The organism is Nonomuraea roseola (assembly GCF_039535395.1).
In the GTDB taxonomy this organism is placed as follows: Bacteria; Actinomycetota; Actinomycetes; order Streptosporangiales; family Streptosporangiaceae; genus Nonomuraea; species Nonomuraea roseola.
In genome coordinates this window covers 808,751-828,234 of sequence record NZ_BAAAXC010000015.1, presented here as the reverse complement: position 1 = coordinate 828,234, position 19,484 = coordinate 808,751, and the positions used below count along the sequence as shown (strand labels likewise).

19 protein-coding genes are annotated in these 19,484 nt (G+C 70.3%); 14 read left to right on the top strand and 5 right to left on the bottom strand.

What is annotated here, in order from left to right; translation table 11 throughout:
• Position 1: 1 nt before the first annotated feature.
• The 3 genes from ABFX55_RS26935 to ABFX55_RS26925 are packed head-to-tail and all read right to left on the bottom strand — an operon-like array spanning position 2 to position 2,889.
• Positions 2–673 (bottom strand): hypothetical protein, encoded by a 672-nt coding sequence (locus tag ABFX55_RS26935; RefSeq protein ID WP_346125462.1) that lies wholly within the window; start codon positions 671–673, stop codon positions 2–4.
• Positions 670–1,392, bottom strand: a complete 723-nt coding sequence (locus ABFX55_RS26930) for an ATP-binding cassette domain-containing protein (protein WP_346125460.1) — start codon at positions 1,390–1,392, stop codon at positions 670–672. The genes ABFX55_RS26935 and ABFX55_RS26930 overlap by 4 nt, the downstream gene beginning before the upstream one ends.
• Before the next feature lie 48 nt (positions 1,393–1,440).
• On the bottom strand, positions 1,441–2,889 hold the full coding sequence (locus ABFX55_RS26925) for a PucR family transcriptional regulator (RefSeq protein ID WP_346125458.1): 1,449 nt from the start codon (positions 2,887–2,889) through the stop codon (positions 1,441–1,443).
• A 72-nt stretch (positions 2,890–2,961) separates the two neighbouring features.
• On the opposite strand from ABFX55_RS26925, the gene speB reads away from it, so the two are divergent.
• The 10 genes from speB (at position 2,962) to ABFX55_RS26875 (ending at position 14,039) form a co-directional block, all read left to right on the top strand.
• Entirely contained in the window at positions 2,962–3,903 is a 942-nt protein-coding gene (gene speB / locus ABFX55_RS26920; RefSeq protein WP_346125456.1) for an agmatinase, read from the top strand.
• Positions 3,900–5,393: a purine-cytosine permease family protein gene (locus ABFX55_RS26915; protein WP_346125454.1), complete on the top strand. Its 1,494-nt coding sequence runs from the start codon at positions 3,900–3,902 to the stop codon at positions 5,391–5,393. The genes speB and ABFX55_RS26915 overlap by 4 nt, the downstream gene beginning before the upstream one ends.
• A gap of 10 nt (positions 5,394–5,403) precedes the next feature.
• Entirely contained in the window at positions 5,404–5,526 is a 123-nt protein-coding gene (locus tag ABFX55_RS26910; protein WP_346125453.1) for a hypothetical protein, read from the top strand.
• A gap of 88 nt (positions 5,527–5,614) precedes the next feature.
• Positions 5,615–5,878 carry a hypothetical protein gene (locus ABFX55_RS26905; protein WP_346125451.1) on the top strand — a complete coding sequence of 88 codons (264 nt, stop codon included), beginning with the start codon at positions 5,615–5,617 and terminating at the stop codon, positions 5,876–5,878.
• 190 nt (positions 5,879–6,068) lie between these two features.
• A complete protein-coding gene (locus tag ABFX55_RS26900) occupies positions 6,069–7,445 on the top strand; it encodes an extracellular solute-binding protein (protein WP_346125449.1) in 1,377 nt (458 codons plus the stop codon).
• Positions 7,420–8,325 carry a carbohydrate ABC transporter permease gene (locus tag ABFX55_RS26895; protein ID WP_346125447.1) on the top strand — a complete coding sequence of 302 codons (906 nt, stop codon included), beginning with the start codon at positions 7,420–7,422 and terminating at the stop codon, positions 8,323–8,325. The genes ABFX55_RS26900 and ABFX55_RS26895 overlap by 26 nt, the downstream gene beginning before the upstream one ends.
• Positions 8,322–9,140 (top strand): carbohydrate ABC transporter permease, encoded by an 819-nt coding sequence (locus ABFX55_RS26890; protein ID WP_183648650.1) that lies wholly within the window; start codon positions 8,322–8,324, stop codon positions 9,138–9,140. Before ABFX55_RS26895 ends, ABFX55_RS26890 begins: the two co-directional genes overlap by 4 nt.
• Positions 9,140–10,204: an ABC transporter ATP-binding protein gene (locus ABFX55_RS26885; protein ID WP_346125445.1), complete on the top strand. Its 1,065-nt coding sequence runs from the start codon at positions 9,140–9,142 to the stop codon at positions 10,202–10,204. Before ABFX55_RS26890 ends, ABFX55_RS26885 begins: the two co-directional genes overlap by 1 nt.
• Complete coding sequence (locus tag ABFX55_RS26880) at positions 10,201–11,370, top strand: CehA/McbA family metallohydrolase (RefSeq protein ID WP_346125443.1); 1,170 nt, start codon at positions 10,201–10,203, stop codon at positions 11,368–11,370. Before ABFX55_RS26885 ends, ABFX55_RS26880 begins: the two co-directional genes overlap by 4 nt.
• A complete protein-coding gene (locus tag ABFX55_RS26875) occupies positions 11,361–14,039 on the top strand; it encodes a glycoside hydrolase family 38 N-terminal domain-containing protein (RefSeq protein ID WP_346125441.1) in 2,679 nt (892 codons plus the stop codon). Before ABFX55_RS26880 ends, ABFX55_RS26875 begins: the two co-directional genes overlap by 10 nt.
• A 71-nt stretch (positions 14,040–14,110) precedes the next feature.
• On the opposite strand, the gene ABFX55_RS26870 is transcribed toward ABFX55_RS26875, so the two are convergent.
• A complete protein-coding gene (locus ABFX55_RS26870) occupies positions 14,111–14,536 on the bottom strand; it encodes a MarR family winged helix-turn-helix transcriptional regulator (protein WP_346125440.1) in 426 nt (141 codons plus the stop codon).
• A 59-nt stretch (positions 14,537–14,595) separates the two neighbouring features.
• On the opposite strand from ABFX55_RS26870, the gene ABFX55_RS26865 reads away from it, so the two are divergent.
• The gene (locus tag ABFX55_RS26865; RefSeq protein ID WP_346125438.1) at positions 14,596–15,012 is read left to right on the top strand and encodes a MarR family winged helix-turn-helix transcriptional regulator; all 417 of its coding nucleotides are present in this window, start codon (positions 14,596–14,598) and stop codon (positions 15,010–15,012) included.
• Between the two features lie 24 nt (positions 15,013–15,036).
• On the opposite strand, the gene ABFX55_RS26860 is transcribed toward ABFX55_RS26865, so the two are convergent.
• The gene (locus tag ABFX55_RS26860; RefSeq protein ID WP_183648636.1) at positions 15,037–15,534 is read right to left on the bottom strand and encodes an Lrp/AsnC family transcriptional regulator; all 498 of its coding nucleotides are present in this window, start codon (positions 15,532–15,534) and stop codon (positions 15,037–15,039) included.
• Between the two features lie 184 nt (positions 15,535–15,718).
• On the opposite strand from ABFX55_RS26860, the gene ABFX55_RS26855 reads away from it, so the two are divergent.
• From ABFX55_RS26855 to ABFX55_RS26845, 3 genes are read left to right on the top strand one after another with little or no spacing between them, the layout of a single operon-like run.
• Positions 15,719–17,152, top strand: a complete 1,434-nt coding sequence (locus tag ABFX55_RS26855) for a gamma-aminobutyraldehyde dehydrogenase (RefSeq protein ID WP_346125436.1) — start codon at positions 15,719–15,721, stop codon at positions 17,150–17,152.
• 26 nt (positions 17,153–17,178) lie between these two features.
• Positions 17,179–18,243, top strand: a complete 1,065-nt coding sequence (locus ABFX55_RS26850; protein WP_346125434.1) for an ABC transporter ATP-binding protein — start codon at positions 17,179–17,181, stop codon at positions 18,241–18,243.
• Positions 18,244–18,253: 10 nt separating this feature from the next.
• Positions 18,254–19,483 carry a polyamine ABC transporter substrate-binding protein gene (locus ABFX55_RS26845; RefSeq protein WP_346125432.1) on the top strand — a complete coding sequence of 410 codons (1,230 nt, stop codon included), beginning with the start codon at positions 18,254–18,256 and terminating at the stop codon, positions 19,481–19,483.
• The last annotated feature ends 1 nt before the right edge of the window (position 19,484 follow it).

Here is a 19,484-nt window from a genome sequence, read left to right as displayed (position 1 = left end):
CTCACGGTCGGGCGCGGCGCAGCCTGGCGTAGGCGGCCAGGCCGAGCAGCGGCCACAGCAGCGAGGGAACGGCCAGCCACGGCAGGCCTTCGGTCAGCAGCCCGTCGGCGGCCGCTCGCATCCAGCCGCCCAGCGGCACCGTCAGCCAGGCGGCGGGCGAGAGGCTGACCAGCAGCATCGCCAGGAAGCCCAGCACCAGCATCATGATCGACAGCGCGGGCGAGGGCAGGATGGGGCGGCTGGTGAGCGCTCCGAGCGCGGTGCCTGCCAGCGCCGACAGCGCGTGCAGCGCGACGGCCGCCGCCAGCGCCCCTCGCGAGGGGAGCTCCGAGACGCCGAGCAGCAACCCCCACACCACGGCCAGCGCGGCGAAGGCCGTGGTCACCACCAGCGCGGCGAGCAGCCCCGCGGCCACCTCCCTCGACGGCGACCCCACCGCCGTGGCGGAGATCGCGCGCTGCTGGTCAGGCTCGGTGTCGAGCAGGCTCCTGGCCGACCAGGCCAGGAGCGGCACCAGCAGGACAGCGGTGTCGGTCAGCGCGGTGACCTCCTGACCGAGCGGGGCCCTGACGCCGTAGGCCAGCGCGAGCAGCACCAGGACGGGCAGCAGGGCCCTGACGACGCGATGCGACCTGGCGAACGCGGCGAGTCTGAAGAGGGTCAGAGCGATCATGCGCGGTCCAGCTCTCTGGCCTGGTAACCGTCGCCGCGCATCCTGGCCATGAACGCGGGCACCTCGTCGGCGGGCACCGTCACGACGACGTCCGAGGGGGGCGCGGCCGTCACGGGCGGGGTGCTCACCGTGCTCTCCTTCACCTCGCCGTCGAGGACGGCCCAGCGGCGCACCGAGGGCAGGCCGCGCAGGCCGCCCTGGTGGTCGCTCACCACCACCATGCCGCCCCTCCCCGCGACCTCGGTCACGATGGCGGGCAGCTCCGCCCTGGTGTCGGCGTCGAGCCCCGCGAACGGCTCGTCCAGCACGAGCAGGCCGGGCTCGGCCATCAGCGCCTGGACGAGGCCGACCTTGTGCGCGCTGCCCTTGGACAGGTCGCGCAGCCGCTCGTTCATGAGGGGCGCCATACCGAGCCTGTCGATCCACGGCTCGAAGCGGGCCCGTCTGATCCTGGCCTGGTGGGCGAGGTAGGCGGTGACGGTGAAGGGCTGTTCGGCGGGGAAGCGGTCAGGAGCGAAGCCGACCACGGCGGGGCGGTCCGAGATCGTGCCCGCGGTCGGCCGGGCGAGCCCCGCCATCAGGCGCAGCAGGGTGGACTTGCCCGCGCCGTTCGCGCCGACGACCTCAGCGACGTCGCCGGGGGCCAGAGCCATCTCGACGCCGCGCAGCACCGTGGGAGCGCGCCTTCGGTAGCTGTAGCTCACGTTCACCAGCCGCATGGCCCCCCATCCTGCACGGTCGGGCCCCGCCGGCGCTACGGGTGACGATCAGTCCTGCAGGCCGAGCTGGTGGGCGGCGCGGATGGCGAGCCAGACCTCGGCGAAAGCGGCGCTGGAGGACAGGTCGCGTCCGGTCAGCTCGGCGAAGCGCCGCAGCCTGTAGGCGAGCGTGTTCGGGTGGACGTGCAGCGCCGCCGCGGCGTCCTCCGTGCGCCTGTCGCGCTCCATCCAGGTGCGCGCCGAGGTGAGCAGCTGGGAGCCGTGCGCGGAGTCGTAGGCGAGCACCGCGCCGAGCACGTGTTCCACCAGCGCCGTCAGCACCCACGGGTCGTCCTGCAGCCAGCGGCCCGTGGTGTCGTCGCCGTAGTGGACCAGCGCCCTTCCCGACTCGGCGGCCCTGGCCGCGGCCCACACCGCCTCCCGCTGCGCCACGCGCAGCGGCTCTCCCGAGAGGAAGGGCCTGGAGACCCCCGCCGCCACCCCCTGGATCGCGGCGACGGCCGTGGCGAGGGAGGGGGAGCCGAGGACGTAGTGGTCGTCGCCGCGGCGCAGCATGAGGTGCGGCCGGCCGTCGAGCGCGCGGCGCAGCGCGTCGTCGCCGACCTGGCGGACGGCCAGCAGCGCGATCGGCGACTCGAGCCCCATCCTGGCCAGCCGCCGCCTGGCCGCGGCCGGGTCGAGCACGTCCTGCAGCAGCTCGGAGAGGGTCTCGGCCCCCTCGCGGCGCAGCGTCTCACGCTCGTGCCTGACCATGGCCACCTGCAGCGCGGCCACGGTCGCGATGTGCTGGACGACGGCGAGCCCCGCGGGCCGCGCGCCCTCACGCTCGAAGGCGACCAGGAAGCCGGCGGGACCGCCGGGCGCGGGCACCGGCAGCACGAACCCGCCGGGGATGGTGGGCGGAGCCTCGGGTACGGCCGGCAGCACGTCCACCGAGGGCACGGGCACGCCGGGCAGCAGCGGGCGCCCCTGCGGCGTGCAGAGGAAGACCTCGTAGCCGCTCAGCCGCTCCAGCCGCCCGAACAGCGTGGCGTGGTCGAGGTCCTCGGCAGCCAGCCAGCGCAGCGCTCCGAACACCTGCAGCTGCGCGCCGAGCCGCTGCCTCGCGTCCTCCTGGACGGCCGCCGCCACCTCCTGCGCGATCGCGATGAACGGCACGGCCAGCGGCACCTCCAGCACCGGCATGCCGCGCTCCTCGGCCGCCTCGAAGAAGGCCCTGCGCAGCGGGGGCACGTGCAGCTGCGCCGACAGCGCCAGCGCCGAGACACCGGCGTCGTCGAGCCGCTCCAGGTAGGCCCGCTGCCTGGCGGCCGAGTGCGGCACGCCGATGCCCGTGGTCATGATGACCTCGGCGCCCAGCAGCCAGGGTGTCGGGTCGTCCAGCTCGCTGACGTGCGCCCACGAGACGGAGCGCGACAGGCCCGCCTGTCCCGCGAGCAGGCGCAGCTGCAGCGCGGGGGAGCGGAGAAGATCCTCGACGGACACCTTTGTGGCCACACACAAAGCGTACGTACACCTTTGTGACCTGCACAATTGTCGCCTCTCTCGCGACGACGCAGACTCGTGCCCATGACTCAGCAGCCCAGGGGACCCGTCGATTCCTCCAGGACGCCGCGCTTCGCGGGATTCGCCACCTTCGCCCGCCTGCCGAGGCTCGACGAGGTCGAGCACGCGGACGTCGCCGTGGTGGGCGTGCCGTTCGACAGCGGCGTCTCCTACCGGCCTGGGGCGAGGTTCGGCCCCTCGGCGGTCAGGGAGGCCTCCCGGCTGCTGCGGCCGTACAACCCTGGCCTGGACGTGTCGCCCTTCGAGACGCTGCAGGTCGCGGACGCGGGCGACATCGCCTGCAACCCGTTCAACATCGGCGAGGCGGTCGAGACCCTCCAGGACGCGGCCGCCGCGTTCGACAGCAGGCTGGTCACCATCGGCGGCGACCACACGATCGCGCTGCCGCTGCTGCGCGCCGTCGCCGCCAAGCACGGGCCCGTGGCGCTGCTGCACTTCGACGCGCACCTCGACACCTGGGACACCTACTTCGGCGCCGAGTACACCCACGGCACGCCCTTCCGCAGGGCCGTCGAGGAGGGCATCCTCGACACCGAGGCGCTCAGCCACGTCGGCATCCGCGGCCCCCTGTACGGCAGGCGCGACCTCGAGGAGGACCGCAGGCTCGGCTTCGGCATCCTGACCTCGCGCGACGTCATGCGGATGGGCGTGGACGAGGTGGTCGACGCGCTGCGCCAGCGGATCGGCGACCGCCCGCTCTACATCTCCGTCGACATCGACGTGCTCGACCCCGCCCACGCCCCCGGTACCGGCACCCCCGAGGCGGGCGGGCTGACCAGCCGGGAGCTGCTGGAGATCCTGCGCGGCATGGCCGGAGCGAACCTGGTCGGCGCCGACGTGGTGGAGGTCGCCCCCGCCTACGACCACGCCGAGATCACCTCCATCGCCGCCTCCCACGTCGCCTACGACCTGGTCAGCCTGCTCGCACTGAAGGAAAAGCCGTGAAGATCGAGACCTACGGCGTCGAGCGCATTCCCGACGCCGACCGCAGCGCCCGGCCGATCGACCTGTTCAGGCTCGCCTTCGGTGGCGCGAACACCTTCGCCACCTGCGTGCTCGGCGCCTTCCCCATCCTGTTCGGCCTGTCGTTCTGGCAGGGGGTGACCGCGACCGTGCTGGGCCTGGTGGTGGGCGCGCTGATCCTGGCTCCGCTGTCGCTGTTCGGCCCGCTCAACGGCACGAACAACGCCGTCTCCTCCTCGGCGCACCTCGGCGTCCACGGCAGGATCGTCGGCTCGTTCCTGTCGCTGCTCACCGCCATCGCCTTCTTCTCCATCTCGGTGTGGTCCTCGGGCGACGCGCTGGTCGGCGGGGCGCACCGGCTGGTGGGCCTGCAGGAGAGCGACGTCACCTACGGCGTGGCCTACGCGCTCTTCGCCGTCCTGGTTCTCGTGGTCTGCGTCTACGGCTTCCGCTTCATGCTCTTCGTCAACAAGATCGCGGTCCTGGCGGCCTCGCTGCTGTTCGTCCTCGGCGTCTTCGCCTTCGCCGGCGACTTCGACCCCTCCTACGCGGGCACGCTGGCGGCCGGCGACCCGCTGTTCTGGCCGTCCTTCATCGGCGCCGCGCTGATCGTGCTGTCCAACCCGGTCTCCTTCGGCGCCTTCCTCGGCGACTGGTCGCGCTACATCCCCGCGCGGACGCCGCGCTCCAGGGTGCTGGCCGCCGCGTTCCTGTCGCAGATCGCCACCTTCCTGCCGTTCATGTTCGGCCTGACCACCGCCTCGATCATCGCCACCAAGGCCGCGAAGTACGTCGACCCCGCCGCGCCCAACTACGTGGGCGGCCTGCTGGCCATCTCTCCGGGCTGGTACTTCGTCCCCGTCTGCCTCATCGCGCTGATCGGCGGCATGTCCACGGGCACCACCGCGCTGTACGGCACCGGCCTCGACTTCTCCAGCGTCTTCCCCCGCTTCTCGAGGGTCCAGGCGACGATCTTCATCGGCACGCTGTCGATCGTCTTCATCTTCGTCGGCCGTTTCGCCGCGAACCTGACGCAGAGCATCTCCACCTTCGCCACGCTGATCATCACGTGCACCGCGCCGTGGATGGTCATCATGATGCTCGGCTACCTCACCAGGCGCGGCTGGTACGACGCCGAGGCGCTGCAGGTCTTCAACCGCCGTCAGCGCGGGGGCCGCTACTGGTTCGCCCACGGCTGGAACTGGCGGGGCATGACGGCCTGGCTCGTCTCCGCGGTCGTGGCCATCCTGTTCGTCAACCTGCCGGGCCAGTTCGTCGGCCCGCTGGGCGACCTGGCGGGCGGCGTGGACATCTCGCTGCCCGTGGGCCTGGCGATCGCCGCCGTGCTCTACCTCGTGCTGCTGGCCGCCTTCCCCGAGCCCCGCGAGGTCTACGGGCCCGCAGGCCCGCGCCTGGTCCGCGCCGCCGACACCCCCGTCCCTCCCATCGTCGCCGCCGAGCTCGTCGGCTAGCCTGTCCCGCGTGTCGCCGCGGATCCGCGCCAACGTCCCCGAGGACGCCGCCCGCGGCCCCGCGGGGGAGGGGGTCACCCTCGACGCCGTCATCCCCGTCGTTCACGAGCTGGAGACGGCCCTCTCGCCTTGACGGTGGCGCAGCAGCTTGACGGTGGCGCAGCAGCGCCACCACGACGGAGGTCACGGGGGCGGCCAGAAACGCGCCCACGAAGGTGAGCATGTCCGCCATGCGCGCGTCGTCGAGGCCGAGGCGGGCGGCCAGCGTGTGCGGGTCGTCCAGCGCGGTGCCCACGCTGACGTGCAGCCGAGACAGTCCGTTGATCGTGGGCGGCACGAGCAACGCGAAGAACGCCACCAGGAGCGCCAGGCCGCCCACGCACACGATCGCGGTCGACAGGCCCCTGCCCGTGCCACGGGCGCGCAGCAGGCGCGCGGGCGGCAGCAGCAGCGTGGTCAGCGACAGTAGAGGGCCACGGCGATGAGCGCGATCACCCCGAGCGCGCGCCATGGCTTCAGGCCCATGGCCTTCCCCCTGGAGGAACGCGGAGCAACAGAGGCACCACAAAGGGATGACCAAAAATACTGAGGTTGCCCGAATGTTGCCAGGTCTTTACGTCGTGCGGTTGTCATGACATATTGGCCCATGCTTTTCGGACACTCTCGGAGGGTTGCGTGAAAAGATCCATTGGCGCTGTCGCGGTTCTGGCCGCGACCGGAATGGCGCTCACCGCATGCGGGCAGTCGTCCTCCGACGCTGACACCATCGAGCTCACGATCACACAGAACGCCATCGCCGGAGGAAAGAACGCGGCGGCGGCCGACCACATCGCCAACTGGGTCATCCCCAAGTTCGAGGCGGCGCAGAAGGCCAAGGGCAAGGACGTCAAGGTCAAGTTCGTGCCGAGCGGCGTCGACGACGAGCAGTACAAGACCAAACTCGCGCTCGACCTCAAGTCCAAGAAGGGCGCCGACGTCATCGACATCGACGGCATCTGGGCGGGCGAGTTCGCGGAGGCCGGATACATCAAGCCGCTGTCGGAGGTCGCGGGAGCGGAGACCGACAGCTGGGAGGGCTGGTCGCAGATCCCCGAGGCCGTCCAGGGGCTGACCACCTACAACGACAAGAAGTACGCGCTGCCGATCGGCACCGACGGCCGTGTCCTCTACTTCAACAAGACCCTCTTCCAGAAGGCGGGCCTGCCCGCCGACTGGCAGCCGAAGAGCTGGCAGGAGGTCATCGACGCGGGCAACAAGCTGAAGACGGCGGGCGTGCCCACGCCGATCCAGATCAACGCGGGCACCGCCATGGGCGAGGCGACCTCGATGCAGGGCGTGCTGCCGCTGCTGGCGGGCGCGGGCGGCGAGATCTTCAAGGACGGCAAGTGGAGCGGCGCCTCCCAGCCGCTCAAGGACGCCCTCGGCCTCTACCAGCAGATCTACGGCGGCAGCGGCCTCGGCGACCCCAAGCTCCAGCAGGAGGCCAAGGGCCGCGACAAGTCCTTCGCCGAGTTCGCCGACGGCAAGATCGGCATCCTGATGGAGGGCGACTACTTCTGGCGCGGCGTCGTCAACCCCACGGACGGCGTGGCCAAGATGGCCGACCGTGACCAGGTCGTCGGCTTCGCGATGATCCCCGCCATCCAGCCGGGCAAGGGCATCCGCGGCCAGGACTTCGTCAGCATGTCGGGCGGCGCCCTGCGCACGATCAACCCCAACAGCAAGCACCCGAAGGAGGCCTTCGAACTGGCCGCCTTCACCCTCTCGCCCGAGGCGCTGAAGGAGGAGACCAAGCAGAACGTCCGCATCACCCCCCGTACGGACGTCAACAAGGAGATCCTCACCGGCGACCCGCTGCTGATGTTCATCTCCGAGAAGGTGCTCCCGCTGACGGCCTACCGGCCGCCGCTGGCCGTCTACCCGCAGGTCTCGGCCGCGCTGCAGGAGGCCACCGCCCAGGTGGTCAGCGGCAAGGCGCCCGACCAGGCGGCGACGGACTACCAGGCGAAGCTCGAAGGACTCGTCGGTGGCGCAGGCAACGTCGCGTCCTGAGGCCCGCTACAGCGCGGACGCGGCGGGTCTGGGCACACCCAGAGCCGCCGCGTTCATCGCCCCCGCGATGGCGCTCATCGCGGTGTTCCTGGTCTTCCCCGCGCTGTGGGTCATCTACCTGGGCCTGACCAACTACCGGCTGACCGGCCTGGCCGCGGCCGAACCGCAGTTCGTCGGACTCGACAACTTCGTCAAGGCCGTCTCCGACGAGGGCTTCTGGAACTCCGCCTGGCTGACCGTCCAGTTCGTGCTCGGCTCGGCCGTCATCGGCCAGGTCGTGCTCGGCTTCACCATCGCCTGGCTGCTGCGCGATCGGCAGGGGCCGCTCAAGCGCGTGGTCGAGGGCCTGGTCATCCTGGCCTGGATCCTGCCGGGCGCGGTCGTCTCCTTCCTGTGGATCGCGCTGCTCGACCGTGACGGCGGCACGCTCAACGCGCTGCTCGGCATCCCCGGCTTCGCCTGGCTGCTCGACCACCCGATGCTGTCGATCATCATCTTCAACACCTGGCGCGGCACCGCGTTCTCGATGATGCTGTACGGCGCCGCCCTCGGGAACGTGCCACCCTCGCACCTCGAAAGCGCCCGCCTGGCGGGGGCGTCGGGATGGCAGCAGCTGCGCGACGTGGTCTTCCCGCACATCAGGGGCCACATCCTGACCAACCTGCTGCTGATCAGCCTCTGGACCTTCAACGACTTCACCCCGTTCCTGCTCACCGCGGGAGGGCCCGACCACAAGTCGGAGGTGCTGGCGGTCCACGTCTACAACGTGGCGCTGAGGGGCGGCGAGCTCGGATTCGGCGCGGCGGTCTCCACGATCATCCTGCTGATCAACCTGGTGGTGGCCGTGTTCTACCTCCGGCTGCTCAGGAGGAAGTCATGACCCGACACATCGTCGGCAGGATCGGGTTCTACACCCTGATCGCGCTGCTGATGGCCTTCTTCACGGTGCCGCTGCTGTGGCTGGCCGCGGCGCCCTTCACCTCCGACCCGACGTACGAGGTCTCGCTGCCGGACTTCACGTTCACCAACTTCCAGGCGATCCTCGAACACCCCTACGCGCTCGGCTCGCTCTACAACTCGCTGCTGCTGGCCGTGGGCACCGCCGTCCTGGTGGTGCTGCTGGCCGCGCTGGCCGCCTACGCCCTCAGCCGGGTGCGCATGCCGGGCCGCGACGCGCTGCTCTACGCACTGCTGCTGCTGTCCTCGATCATCACGGGCACGGCCGCGATGGTGCCACTGTTCCAGCTGGCCGTCGAGCTGAACCTCATCGACTCGCAGCTCGGCCTCATCCTCATCCTCACCGGCGGCCTGCTGCCCGCGGCGATCTTCATGCTCAAGGACTTCATGGACTCCACGCCCAAGTCCTACGAGGAGTCGGCGCGCGTCTTCGGCGCCTCCCCTCTGCAGATCGTCGGCCACGTCGTGGTGCCACTGGTGCGGCCAGGCCTCGCCACGATCGGCGTCTGGGCGATCGCCAACGTCTGGGGCAACTTCCTGATGCCCTACCTGCTGCTGAGCGACATCGAGAAGCAGCCGGGCGCGGTGATCATGTTCACCCTCTACACCGAGGGCGGACAGGCCAACCTGCCGCTGCTGTCCACCTTCGGCCTGCTCTACTCGGTCCCTGTGGTCCTCATGTACCTGTTCGTCAGCAAGAAGTACGGCTTCCGCTTCCACGGAGGGATCAAGCGCTGATGGCCGCTATCGAACTCAAAGGCCTGACCAAGGTCTATCCCGGCGGCGTGAAGGCGCTCGACTCGCTGGACCTGGAGATTCCCGACGGCGAGTTCTTCGCCCTGCTCGGCCCTTCCGGCTGCGGCAAGACCACGCTCCTGCGCACGATCGCGGGCCTGGAGACCGCCACGGGCGGCGCGATCGTCATCGGCGACCGCGACGTCACGGGCGTCCAGCCCGGCGCGCGTGACGTGGCGATGGTCTTCCAGGACTACGCGCTCTTCCCGCACATGGACGTCACCGACAACATCGCCTACCCGCTGCGCATCAAGAAGGTGGCCAAGGCCGTCCGGGCCGAGAAGGCCCGCGAGGTGGGTGAGCGGCTCGGCCTGGCGCACCTCATGGACCGCCGCCCAGGGCAGCTCTCCGGAGGGCAGCAGCAGCGCGTGGCCCTGGCCCGCGTCATGGCCACCCAGGCGCAGGCGTTCCTGTTCGACGAGCCGCTGTCGAACCTGGACGCCAGGCTCAGGCTGGAGGCGCGCACCTTCCTGAAGAAGCTGCAGCGCGAGCTGGGCGTCACCACCGTCTTCGTGACCCACGACCAGGCCGAGGCGCTGGCCATGGCCGACAGGATGGCGGTCATGGAGAACGGGCTCATCAGGCAGATCGGCACCCCCGCCGAGGTCTTCCAGCGCCCCGCCAACACCTTCGTGGCCTCCTTCATCGGCTCCACCCCGATGAACCTGCTCGACGGGCAGGTCAGAGGAGAGAGGCTGGAGGTGGCAGGGTGCAAGCTGCCGGTGCCCTCCTCCGTCGAGGGGCGGCTGAGCGACGGGGAGCAGATCGTGTACGGCGTGCGTCCTGAGTACATGACCTACTCGGCCGAGCCCGTCGAGGGCGCCTTCGGCGGCAGAGTGTCGATCATGGAGAACCTCGGCGCCGCCCACCTGGTGACGCTGGAGGTCAACGACACCCTCGTCCAGGTTGTGGTGCAGGAAGGCAGCGAGCCTCCGCTCGGTGCGGAAGGATTCGCGGTGCCCAAGGACGGCAGGGCGCTGGTCTACCGGGATGGGAACGTCGTATGACCCTGATACAGGGCAGCTGGAGCCTGGAAGACCGCCTGGAGCAGATCCTGAGGGAGGTGCCCTTCGAGGTGCCACGCGGGGCGGCGGGGCTGACCGTGAGACTGGGCTACGACCGGTCGAAGGGGGTGCTCGACCTCGGGGCCGCCTCGCCGTACGGCTTCCGCGGCTGGTCGGGCGGCGCGCGCGACGAGTACACGATCACCCGTGACTGGGCCACGCCCGGCTACCTGCCGGGCGAGCTGGAGGGCGGGACGTGGCAGGTGTGGCTGCGGCTGCACAGGGTGCCGCCCGAGGGCCTGGAGTTCTCCCTCGAGGTGAGCGTCCACACGCGCGCGCCCGATCCGCCCGCCGAGGAGGCGCCGCTCGAGGCCGCCAGACCGCCGCGTCGGGACATCCCCGACGTCGAGGGCCTGCGGTGGTACGCGGGCGACTTCCACGCCCACACCGTCCACAGCGACGGCGCGCTGACCGTCCAGGAGCTGGCGGCGCTGGCCGCCGGCAGGGGGCTCGACTTCCTCGCCGTCACCGACCACAACACCGTCAGCCACCACCCCCACCTGGCGAAGGTCAGGGAGATCACGCTGATCCCCGGGCAGGAGGTGACCACCGACAGAGGCCACGCCAACGTCTTCGGCGACGTCGGCTGGGTGGACTTCAGGAAGCCCGCCGACACCTGGGGCGAGCGCGGCCTGATGTCGGTCAACCACCCGCTCGGCGGCGACTGCGCCTGGCTGCAGCCCGTCGCCGAGCGCCCGCGTGTGGCCGAGGTGTGGCACTCGGGCTGGTGGGACCGGCGCTGGGGCGCGCCGCTGGCCTGGGCCGAGGCCTGGCGCGACGATGTCATCGTGATCGGCGGCAGCGACTTCCACCGGCACGGCTCCGACGGCCTGCCGGGCGAGCCCACCACGTGGGTGCTGGCCGCGCATCCCGGCGAGATCCTCGAAGGGGTGCGCGAGGGCCGTACCGCGGTCTCGGCGGGCCCCGACGCGCCGCTGCTGCTCAGGCTCGGCGACGAGCTGCTCGCCCTGGACGCCGACGGGCTCGTGCTGGTGCGCCGGGGAGGCGCGCGGCAGGTGATCCGCGGCGACAGGGCGCTGGTGCCCGCCGGTGAGGGCCCCTTCAGGTTGGAAACGCACGAGAACGAGGTGATGGCGCTGTGCGCGTAGTCGTGGTCCCCCACACGCACTGGGACAGAGAGTGGTACGAGCCCTTCCAGCGCTTCAGGCTGCGGCTGGTCGCGCTGATGGACGAGGTGCTCGACACCATGGAGCGCGAGCCCGCCTACCACTTCACCCTCGACGGGCAGCTGGCCTGCGTCGACGACTACCTGGAGGTCCGCCCCGAGGCGCGCGACAGGATCGCGGCGCTGGTGCGCGAGGGCCGCCTGGCGATCGGGCCGTGGCAGATCCTGCTGGACGAGTTCCTGTGCTCGGGCGAGAACATCGTCCGCAACCTGGAGCTCGGGATGAGCCGCGCGGACAAGCTGGGCGGCGCCATGCCGGTCGGCTACCTGCCCGACATGTTCGGCCACACCGCCCAGATGCCGCAGATCCTGCGCCTCGCGGGGCTCACGCACGCGTGCGTGTACCGGGGCGTGCCGTCCTCCGTGGTCACCGACGCCTTCGCCTGGGTCGCGCCCGACGGCACCGCCGTGCGCACGCAGTACCTGCCCGCAGGCGGGTACGGCAACGGCGCGCACCTGTTCGAGGCCCCTGGGCAGTTGGAGGCGCGGGCCGAGGAGTTCGTCGCGACCATGACGCGGTGGCAGGGGGAGACCGCGCCGCTGCTGGCGATGTACGGCACCGACCACTCGGCTCCGGTGGCGGGGCTGCCGGAGATGGTGGCGTCGCTGGGCGCCCGCATGGACACCCTGTCCGGGTACATCACGTCGCTGGACGGACCCGCGGTCGAGCAGCTGCCCCGCGTGGAGGGCGAGCTGCGCTCGCACGCGCGCGCCAACATCCTGCCCGGCGTCATCTCGGTGCGCGCCCACGTCAAGCAGGCGATGGGCAGGGCCGAGCGGATGGTCGAGCGCTACGCCGAACCGCTCGCCACGCTCTGGGGCGAGGCGTGGCCCGGCAGGTTCCTCGACATGGCCTGGTGGCGGCTGGTCGACGCCAGCGGGCACGACTCGGTCACCGGCTGCGGCGTGGACGACACCGCCCAGCAGGTCGCCGCCCGCATCGCCGAGGCCGAGCACCTCGGGCAGGCCGTCCGCGACATGGTCACCGCGCGGCTGGCCGCCGCCGTGCCCTCGGGCGGGATCCTGGTCGTCAACCCCTCGCCCTACGACCGCTCGGGCGTGGTCCTGGTGGAGGTGGCGGGGTCGGACCCGCTGGTGGACGCCTCGGGCGCCCGCGTGCCCTCCCAGACTCTGGAGTACGCGCCGACGCTGCTGCTCGACGAGGAGATGGACCCCAGGGTGGCGCTGACGTTCGTCCACGGCACCGAGCTGTACGGCCAGCACGTCACCGGCTGGTCCGTGACCGAAGGGGTGCTGACGTTCACGGTCGCGCGGGAGTCCTCGGCGCCGTTCGACGTGTCGGAGGTCGCGGCGGCCCTCACCGACGACGTCACCCGCGTGCGCATCGTCGCCGAGCCCCGCCGTACGGTCGCGGCCCTGGTGAACACCCCCGCCCTCGGCCACACCAGCCTCGCCCCCTCAACCGCCCCGAACACCGCCGAAGGAACCTCAGCCGCCGCGGGCGTCAGCAGGGCCTGGGAAGGTGTGCGGGCCGGCGAGAGGGTGCTGGACAACGGCCTGCTCAAGGTGGAGATCGCCGCCGACGGCACCCTCACCCTCACCACCGCGGACGGTGTGACCGTGACCGGCGCAGGCCGCATCGTCGACGGCGGCGACGTCGGCGACACCTACAACTACGCGCCCCCCGCCACCGACCGGCTCGTCTCCGACCCCGACGACGTGGAGATCACCCCCGTCTGCACCGGCCCGCTGGTGGCCGCGGCCGACGTCCGCCGCGTCTACCGCTGGCCCGCCGACGCCCAGGTGGAGGGCACCCCCGAACTGCCGGCCGGCGCCCGCTCGGACGGCACGGAGGAGATCGTCGTCGGCACCCGGGTCGAGCTGCGGGCCGGCGAGCCGTTCGTCAGGCTGCGGGTGGAGTTCGACAACCGCTGCTCCGACCACAGGGTCAGGCTGCACGTGCCGGTGCCCGCCCCCGCCACGTCGTCCTTCGCCGAGGGGCAGTTCGCGGTGGTCGAGCGGGGGCTGACGTCGGAGGCGGGCTGCGGCGAGACCCCGCTGCCCACCTTCCCCGCCTCCTCGTGGGTGTCGGCCGGCGGAGTGGCGGCGCTGCTGGAGCACGTCACCGAGTACGAGCTGGTGGACGGCGAGCTGGCGCTCACGCTGCTTCGCTCGGTCGGCTACCTCTCCCGCAACCGCAACGCCCTCCGCCCCGAGCCGGCGGGCCCGCAGCTGCCCACGCCGGCCGCCCAGTCCCGGGGCCTGCGCACGGTGAGCATGGCCCTCATGCCCCACACCGGTTCGTGGGCGGCGGTGCCCCCCGCCGCCGAGGTCTTCCGTCACGACCTCCTCGCGGTTCCCGGCGCGGGCGAGCCGTCCCTTCCCCTGCCGCCCGCCGCGGCCGGGCTGTCGGTGACGGGCGAAGGCGTCGTCATGACGTCGCTGCGCGAGCGTGACGGCTGGAAGGAGCTGCGCGTGGTCGCCATGTCCGACGTCGACACGGTCGCCACGATCGAGGGGGCCTTCACCGAGGCGCGCTCGGCCGACCTCAGGGGCCGCCCCTGCGGCCCTGTCGACGCCTCTCGTCTGCCGTTGCGCGCGTGGGAGATCGCCACCATCCAGCTGCGCTGAGCCGGCGGCGGTCACGGCGGGCTCCTCCGATCACCGGCGAGCCCGCCGTCCTCCTTAGCGGTCGGCGGCGGTCAGCGCGGGGTGCCCGAGAACTCCAGGTTGTCGGCCATCCGCTGGAGCACGTCCATGGTCGCCTCGAACTCCTCTCCGCTCACGCCCGCGCTCATCAGCGTCCTGATGGCGCCCACCCGGCCCGCGGCCGCCGCGTGGGCGCTCCTGCCGCCCTCGGTGAGAGCGCGCCGCCCTTCGGGGTCGTCGCCGAGCCACCCCCTGCCCGTCAGCTCGCCGACGACGCCGGCCACCGTCTCGCCCCCGCCGTCCCAGAACGGACGCAGCTCCTCGCCGAGCCGCTCGTCGTCGCAGGCGCCACGGCTGAGCACGTTGAGGACCTGCCACTGGCGGCGCGAGAGGCCGGCCTCGGCCAGCAGGCGGTCGAAGGTCTGCTCGATGAGCCCGTCGAGCCGCTTGAGCCGGTAGCCGATCATCCGATTGTTCACCCGAATCAATCTCCATGCCATGAGGAATCTATATGTCAAGTGACATGTATCATGGCGGCGTGGACGATGTCGAGCGGGTCGAAGCGGCGATGGTGGCCGTCAGGCGAAGGCAGAGCAGAAGGGCGCTGGCGAGGCTCCAGGGCGTCGCAGGGCCGGTCCACGACGTGCTGGACGTCGTGGAGGCGGGCGGCCCTGTCACGGTCTCCACGCTGGCCCAGGCGCTCGGCGTCGACCAGCCGAGGGCGAGCAGGCTGGTCGCGGCGGCGGTGGCGGCGGGGCTGGTGGCGCGCGAGGCCGACCAGTCTGACGGGCGCCGCTCGGTGCTGGTGATGACGGAGGCCGGTCGCGCGGCGGCCGAGCAGGCGCACGAGGCGCGCAGGGCGGTGTTCGGCTCGGCGATGGAGGGCTGGACGGAGGCGGAGCGGGCCGAGTTCGCCCGTCTGCTGACCCGCTTCGTCCAGGCCCTCCCCGGCTGAGCCCGCCAGGGGGTGTCCGTGGGCTTAGCGGGTGCCCCAGGAGTAGGTCTGCTTGCGCAGCTTCAGGTAGACGAAGGACTCGGTCGCGCGGACGGCGGGGATGGCGCGGATCTTGCCGAGGATCTCCAGCAGGTGGCGGTCGCCCTCGCAGACCACCTCGACGATGACGTCGAAGGAGCCCGCCGTCAGCACCACGTAGTCGATCTCCTCGATCGAGGCCAGCTCGTCGGCGATCCTGTCGAGGTCGCCCTCGCAGTTGATGCCGATCATGGCCTGGCGGGGGAAGCCGAGCGTCAGCGGATCGGTGACGGCGACGATCTGCATGACCCCGTCGGTCTGGAGGCGCTGCACCCGCTGGCGCACCGCGGCCTCCGAGAGCCCGACGGCCTTGCCGATCGCCGCGTACGGCTTGCGGCCGTCCTCCTGCAGCTCCTCGATGATCCGCTTGGAGAGGTCGTCGAGCACGACCTGGGTAGGCCGGACCTCTGCTGGGTCCCTGCGAACCTTGGGCGGGGTCGTCATGTGGGGGCAATCCCTCCTGTGCCGCACATAGCTGGCGCGGCCCTGGTGCGACATGTTGTCAGTTCTTGGCTCTCTGTCAAGCGAATTCGTAGCAATTTGATATATTCACAACGAAATCCCTTGTCGTAATGCTGGCCCTCTGTCAGAGTCGCGACAACTCAGCCACCTCACCAGGAGGTCAACGTTGACCACCCGTCTGCAGAACTTCATCAACGGTGAGTTCGTGGACGCCAAGAGCGGCCGATTCTCCGACATCATCGACCCCTGCACGGGAGAGGCCTATCTCGAGGCCCCGATCTCAGGGCAGGAAGATGTCGACGCGGCTTACGCCGCGGCGGCCGCGGCGTTCGAATCGTGGGGCCAGACCACGCCGGGCGAGCGCGCCGGGCTGCTGCTGAAGGTCGCTGACGCGATCGAGGCGCGGGCCGACGAGATCAACGAGGCCGAGTGCCTCAACACCGGCAAGCCTCGGGCCCGCATGGCGGAGGACGAGACTCCCGTCGCCGCCGACCACTTCCGCTTCTTCGCCGGCGCCGCGCGCACTCTCGAGGGTCCCACGGCCGGTGAGTTCCTCGCCGAGCACACCAGCGTCATCAGGCACGAGCCCGTCGGCGTCATCGGCCAGGTCACGCCCTGGAACTACCCGATGATGATGGCGGTCTGGAAGATCGCCCCCGCGCTGGCCGCGGGCAACACGATCGTGCTGAAGCCGTCGGACACCACCCCTGCCTCGACGGTCAAGCTCGCCGAGATCCTCGGCAGCGTGCTGCCCGCCGGTGTCTTCAACGTCGTCACCGGCGACCGCGAGACCGGCGCGCTCGTCGTCAGCCACCCGACCGCCGCGATGGTCGCCATCACCGGCTCCGTCGGCGCCGGCATGGCCGTCGCCAAGAGCGCCGCCGACGACCTGAAGCGCGTGCACCTCGAGCTGGGCGGCAAGGCCCCCGTCGTGGTCTTCGACGACGTCAAGGACCTCAAGGCGGCCGCTGACTCCATCGCCACCGCGGGTCTCTACAACGCCGGCCAGGACTGCACCGCGGCCTGCCGCGTGCTGGTCCACGAGAGCGTGCACGACGAGTTCGTCGCCGCCCTCACCGAGGCCGCGGCCGGCACCGTCACGGGCGACCTGTCCAACGAGGAGGCGCTGTACGGCCCCCTCAACAACGAGAGCCAGCTGGCGAAGGTCTCCGGCTTCTTCGAGCGGCTGCCCTCGCACGCCAAGGTCCTCACCGGCGGTCACAGGGTCGGCGACAAGGGCTACTTCTTCGCCCCGACCATCGTCGACAACCTCCGGCAGGACGACGAGATGGTGCAGAACGAGGTCTTCGGCCCCGTCATCACCGTCCAGACGTTCACCGACGAGGCCGACGCCCTGGCCAAGGCCAACGGCGTGCAGTACGGCCTGTCGGGCTCGGTGTGGACCTCCGACCACGGCCGCGCCATGCGGATGTCCAACAAGCTCGATTTCGGCGTGGTGTGGGTCAACACTCACATTCCGTTCGTCTCCGAAATGCCGCACGGCGGTTTCAAGCACTCGGGCTACGGCAAGGACCTGTCGGTCTTCGGCCTGCACGACTACACCCGTGTCAAGCACGTCATGCACTACATCGGCGAATAGCCCCGACAAGAGGGATATCTCCTGGTATGACCAGCGCTATCGACCTTGATGAAGTGATCAAGGAATACGTCTCGCATGGCGAGGTCGTCCAGGCGGTCAAGGGCGTCTCGCTCTCCATAGCCGAGGGGGAGTTCTTCTCCCTCCTCGGCCCCTCCGGCTGTGGCAAGACCACCACCATGCGCATGATCGCCGGGTTCGAGGACCCGACGAGGGGCAAGGTGCGGCTCCACGGCCAGGACGTCACCAACGTCCCGCCCAACAAGCGCGACGTGAACATGGTGTTCCAGTCCTACGCGCTGTTCCCGCACATGAACGTGTGGGACAACGTCGCCTTCGGGCTGAAGCAGAAGAAGACCCCTGACGCGGAGATCAAGCGCCGCGTCGGGGAGATGCTGGACATCGTCGACCTGACCGGTCGTGAGAAGCGCAGACCGCGCGAGATGTCCGGCGGTCAGCAGCAGCGCGTGGCGCTGGCCAGGGCACTGGTCAACAATCCGAGGGCGCTGCTGCTCGACGAGCCGCTGGGTGCGCTCGACCTGAAGCTCCGTCAGGCCATGCAGATCGAGCTCAAGCGCATCCAGCGCGAGGTGGGCATCACCTTCGTGTACGTGACGCACGACCAGAGCGAGGCGCTCACCATGAGCGACCGCATCGCCGTCATGAACGACGGGCTGGTCGAGCAGCTCGCAGGGCCTCGTGAGATCTACGAGCAGCCCGCGAGCGCGTTCGTCGCGGGGTTCATCGGCACCTCCAACCTGCTGGCGGGCCCGCTCGCCGGCGGGGTACTGAAGGTGGCCGGAGGGCGCGTGCTGGTCCCTGGGGGGCAGGACGGCGAGGTCAACGTGACCGTGCGCCCCGAGAAGATCACGATCGACGTCGACGAACCCACGCAGAACGTCAGCGCGGTGCCGGGCACCGTCGCCGAGGTCGTCTACCTGGGCACCTACAACAGCTATGCCGTACGGCTGTCCGACGGCACCGAGGTGACGGTGTTCCAGCAGAACGCGAACGACGCGACGATCACGGCCGAGCGTGGCGACGCCGTCTGGCTGTCCTGGCAGCCGCAGCATTCATACGCGATTGGAAGTTGATAACCACCTCATGGACATCCGCACGAACCCCGCTTTCCTGCGCGGCATGACCACCAGTCGCCGCGACGCACTCAAGCTCGCCGGAATGTCGGCCGCCGCACTCGCCCTCGCCGCCTGTGGCGTCGAGGGGAAGAAGGCCGAAGCTCCGAAGAAGGACGCCGTCGCCGACTTCTGGGCCGGCAAGAAGCAGAACGGCACGCTCCGCTTCGCGAACTGGCCGCTCTACATCGACAAGGACGGCAAGGACTACCCTTCGCTGAAGATGTTCGAGCAGGACAAGGGCATCAAGGTCAGCTACACCGAGGCCATCCAGGACAACGGCTCCTGGTTCGGCAAGATCCAGCCGCAGCTCGCCGCCGGCACCGACATCGGCTTCGACCTGATGGTCATGACCAACGGCAACCAGCTCCAGCGAGCACTGAGCCTGGGCTATCTGGCCCCGCTCGACCACTCCAAGCTGCCCAACTTCGCCGCCAACGCGGCGCAGAAGGTGAAGAACCCGGCTTGGGACCCCAACAACACCTTCACCATCCCGTGGACGCTGGGCGTCACCGGCATCGCCTACAACCCGGAGTTCGTCGACGAGGTCACCAGCATGAACGACCTCTGGAACCCGAAGTACAAGGGCAAGGTCGGCATGATGATCGACGCCCAGGAGATCGCCAACTTCGGGATGTTCGCCCTGGGCATCGACCCGGAGAAGTCGAAGGAGGCCGACTGGCGCAAGGCCGCCGCCAAGCTGCAGGAGCAGCGTGACGCGGGGCTCGTGCGCAAGTACTACGAGAACGACTACATCGACGCGCTCGTGCGCGGCGACATCTGGATCACCATGGCCTGGTCGGGTGACGTGTTCCAGCAGATCACCGAGGGCAAGAACCTCAAGTTCGTGGTGCCGCAGGAGGGCGCGACGATCTGGTCGGACAACATGTGCATCCCGAAGACCGCGCAGAACCCGGTCGACGCGCTGGCGCTGATGGACTACGTCTACCAGCCGAAGATCGCCACGATGCTCGTGGAGTACATCAACTACATCACTCCCGTGCCCGCCACCAAGGACCTCGTGCTCGCCAACGCGGCCAAGGCCGAGGGGGAGGACAAGGAGTTCCTGGAGCAGCTGGCAGGCAGCCCGCTGATCTATCCCTCCGAGGCCGACCTGGCCAAGATGCGGGGGTACCTGATGCTGGACAGCAAGACCGACCAGCTCTTCGAGAGCATCTTCCAGCCCATCACACAGGGCTAGT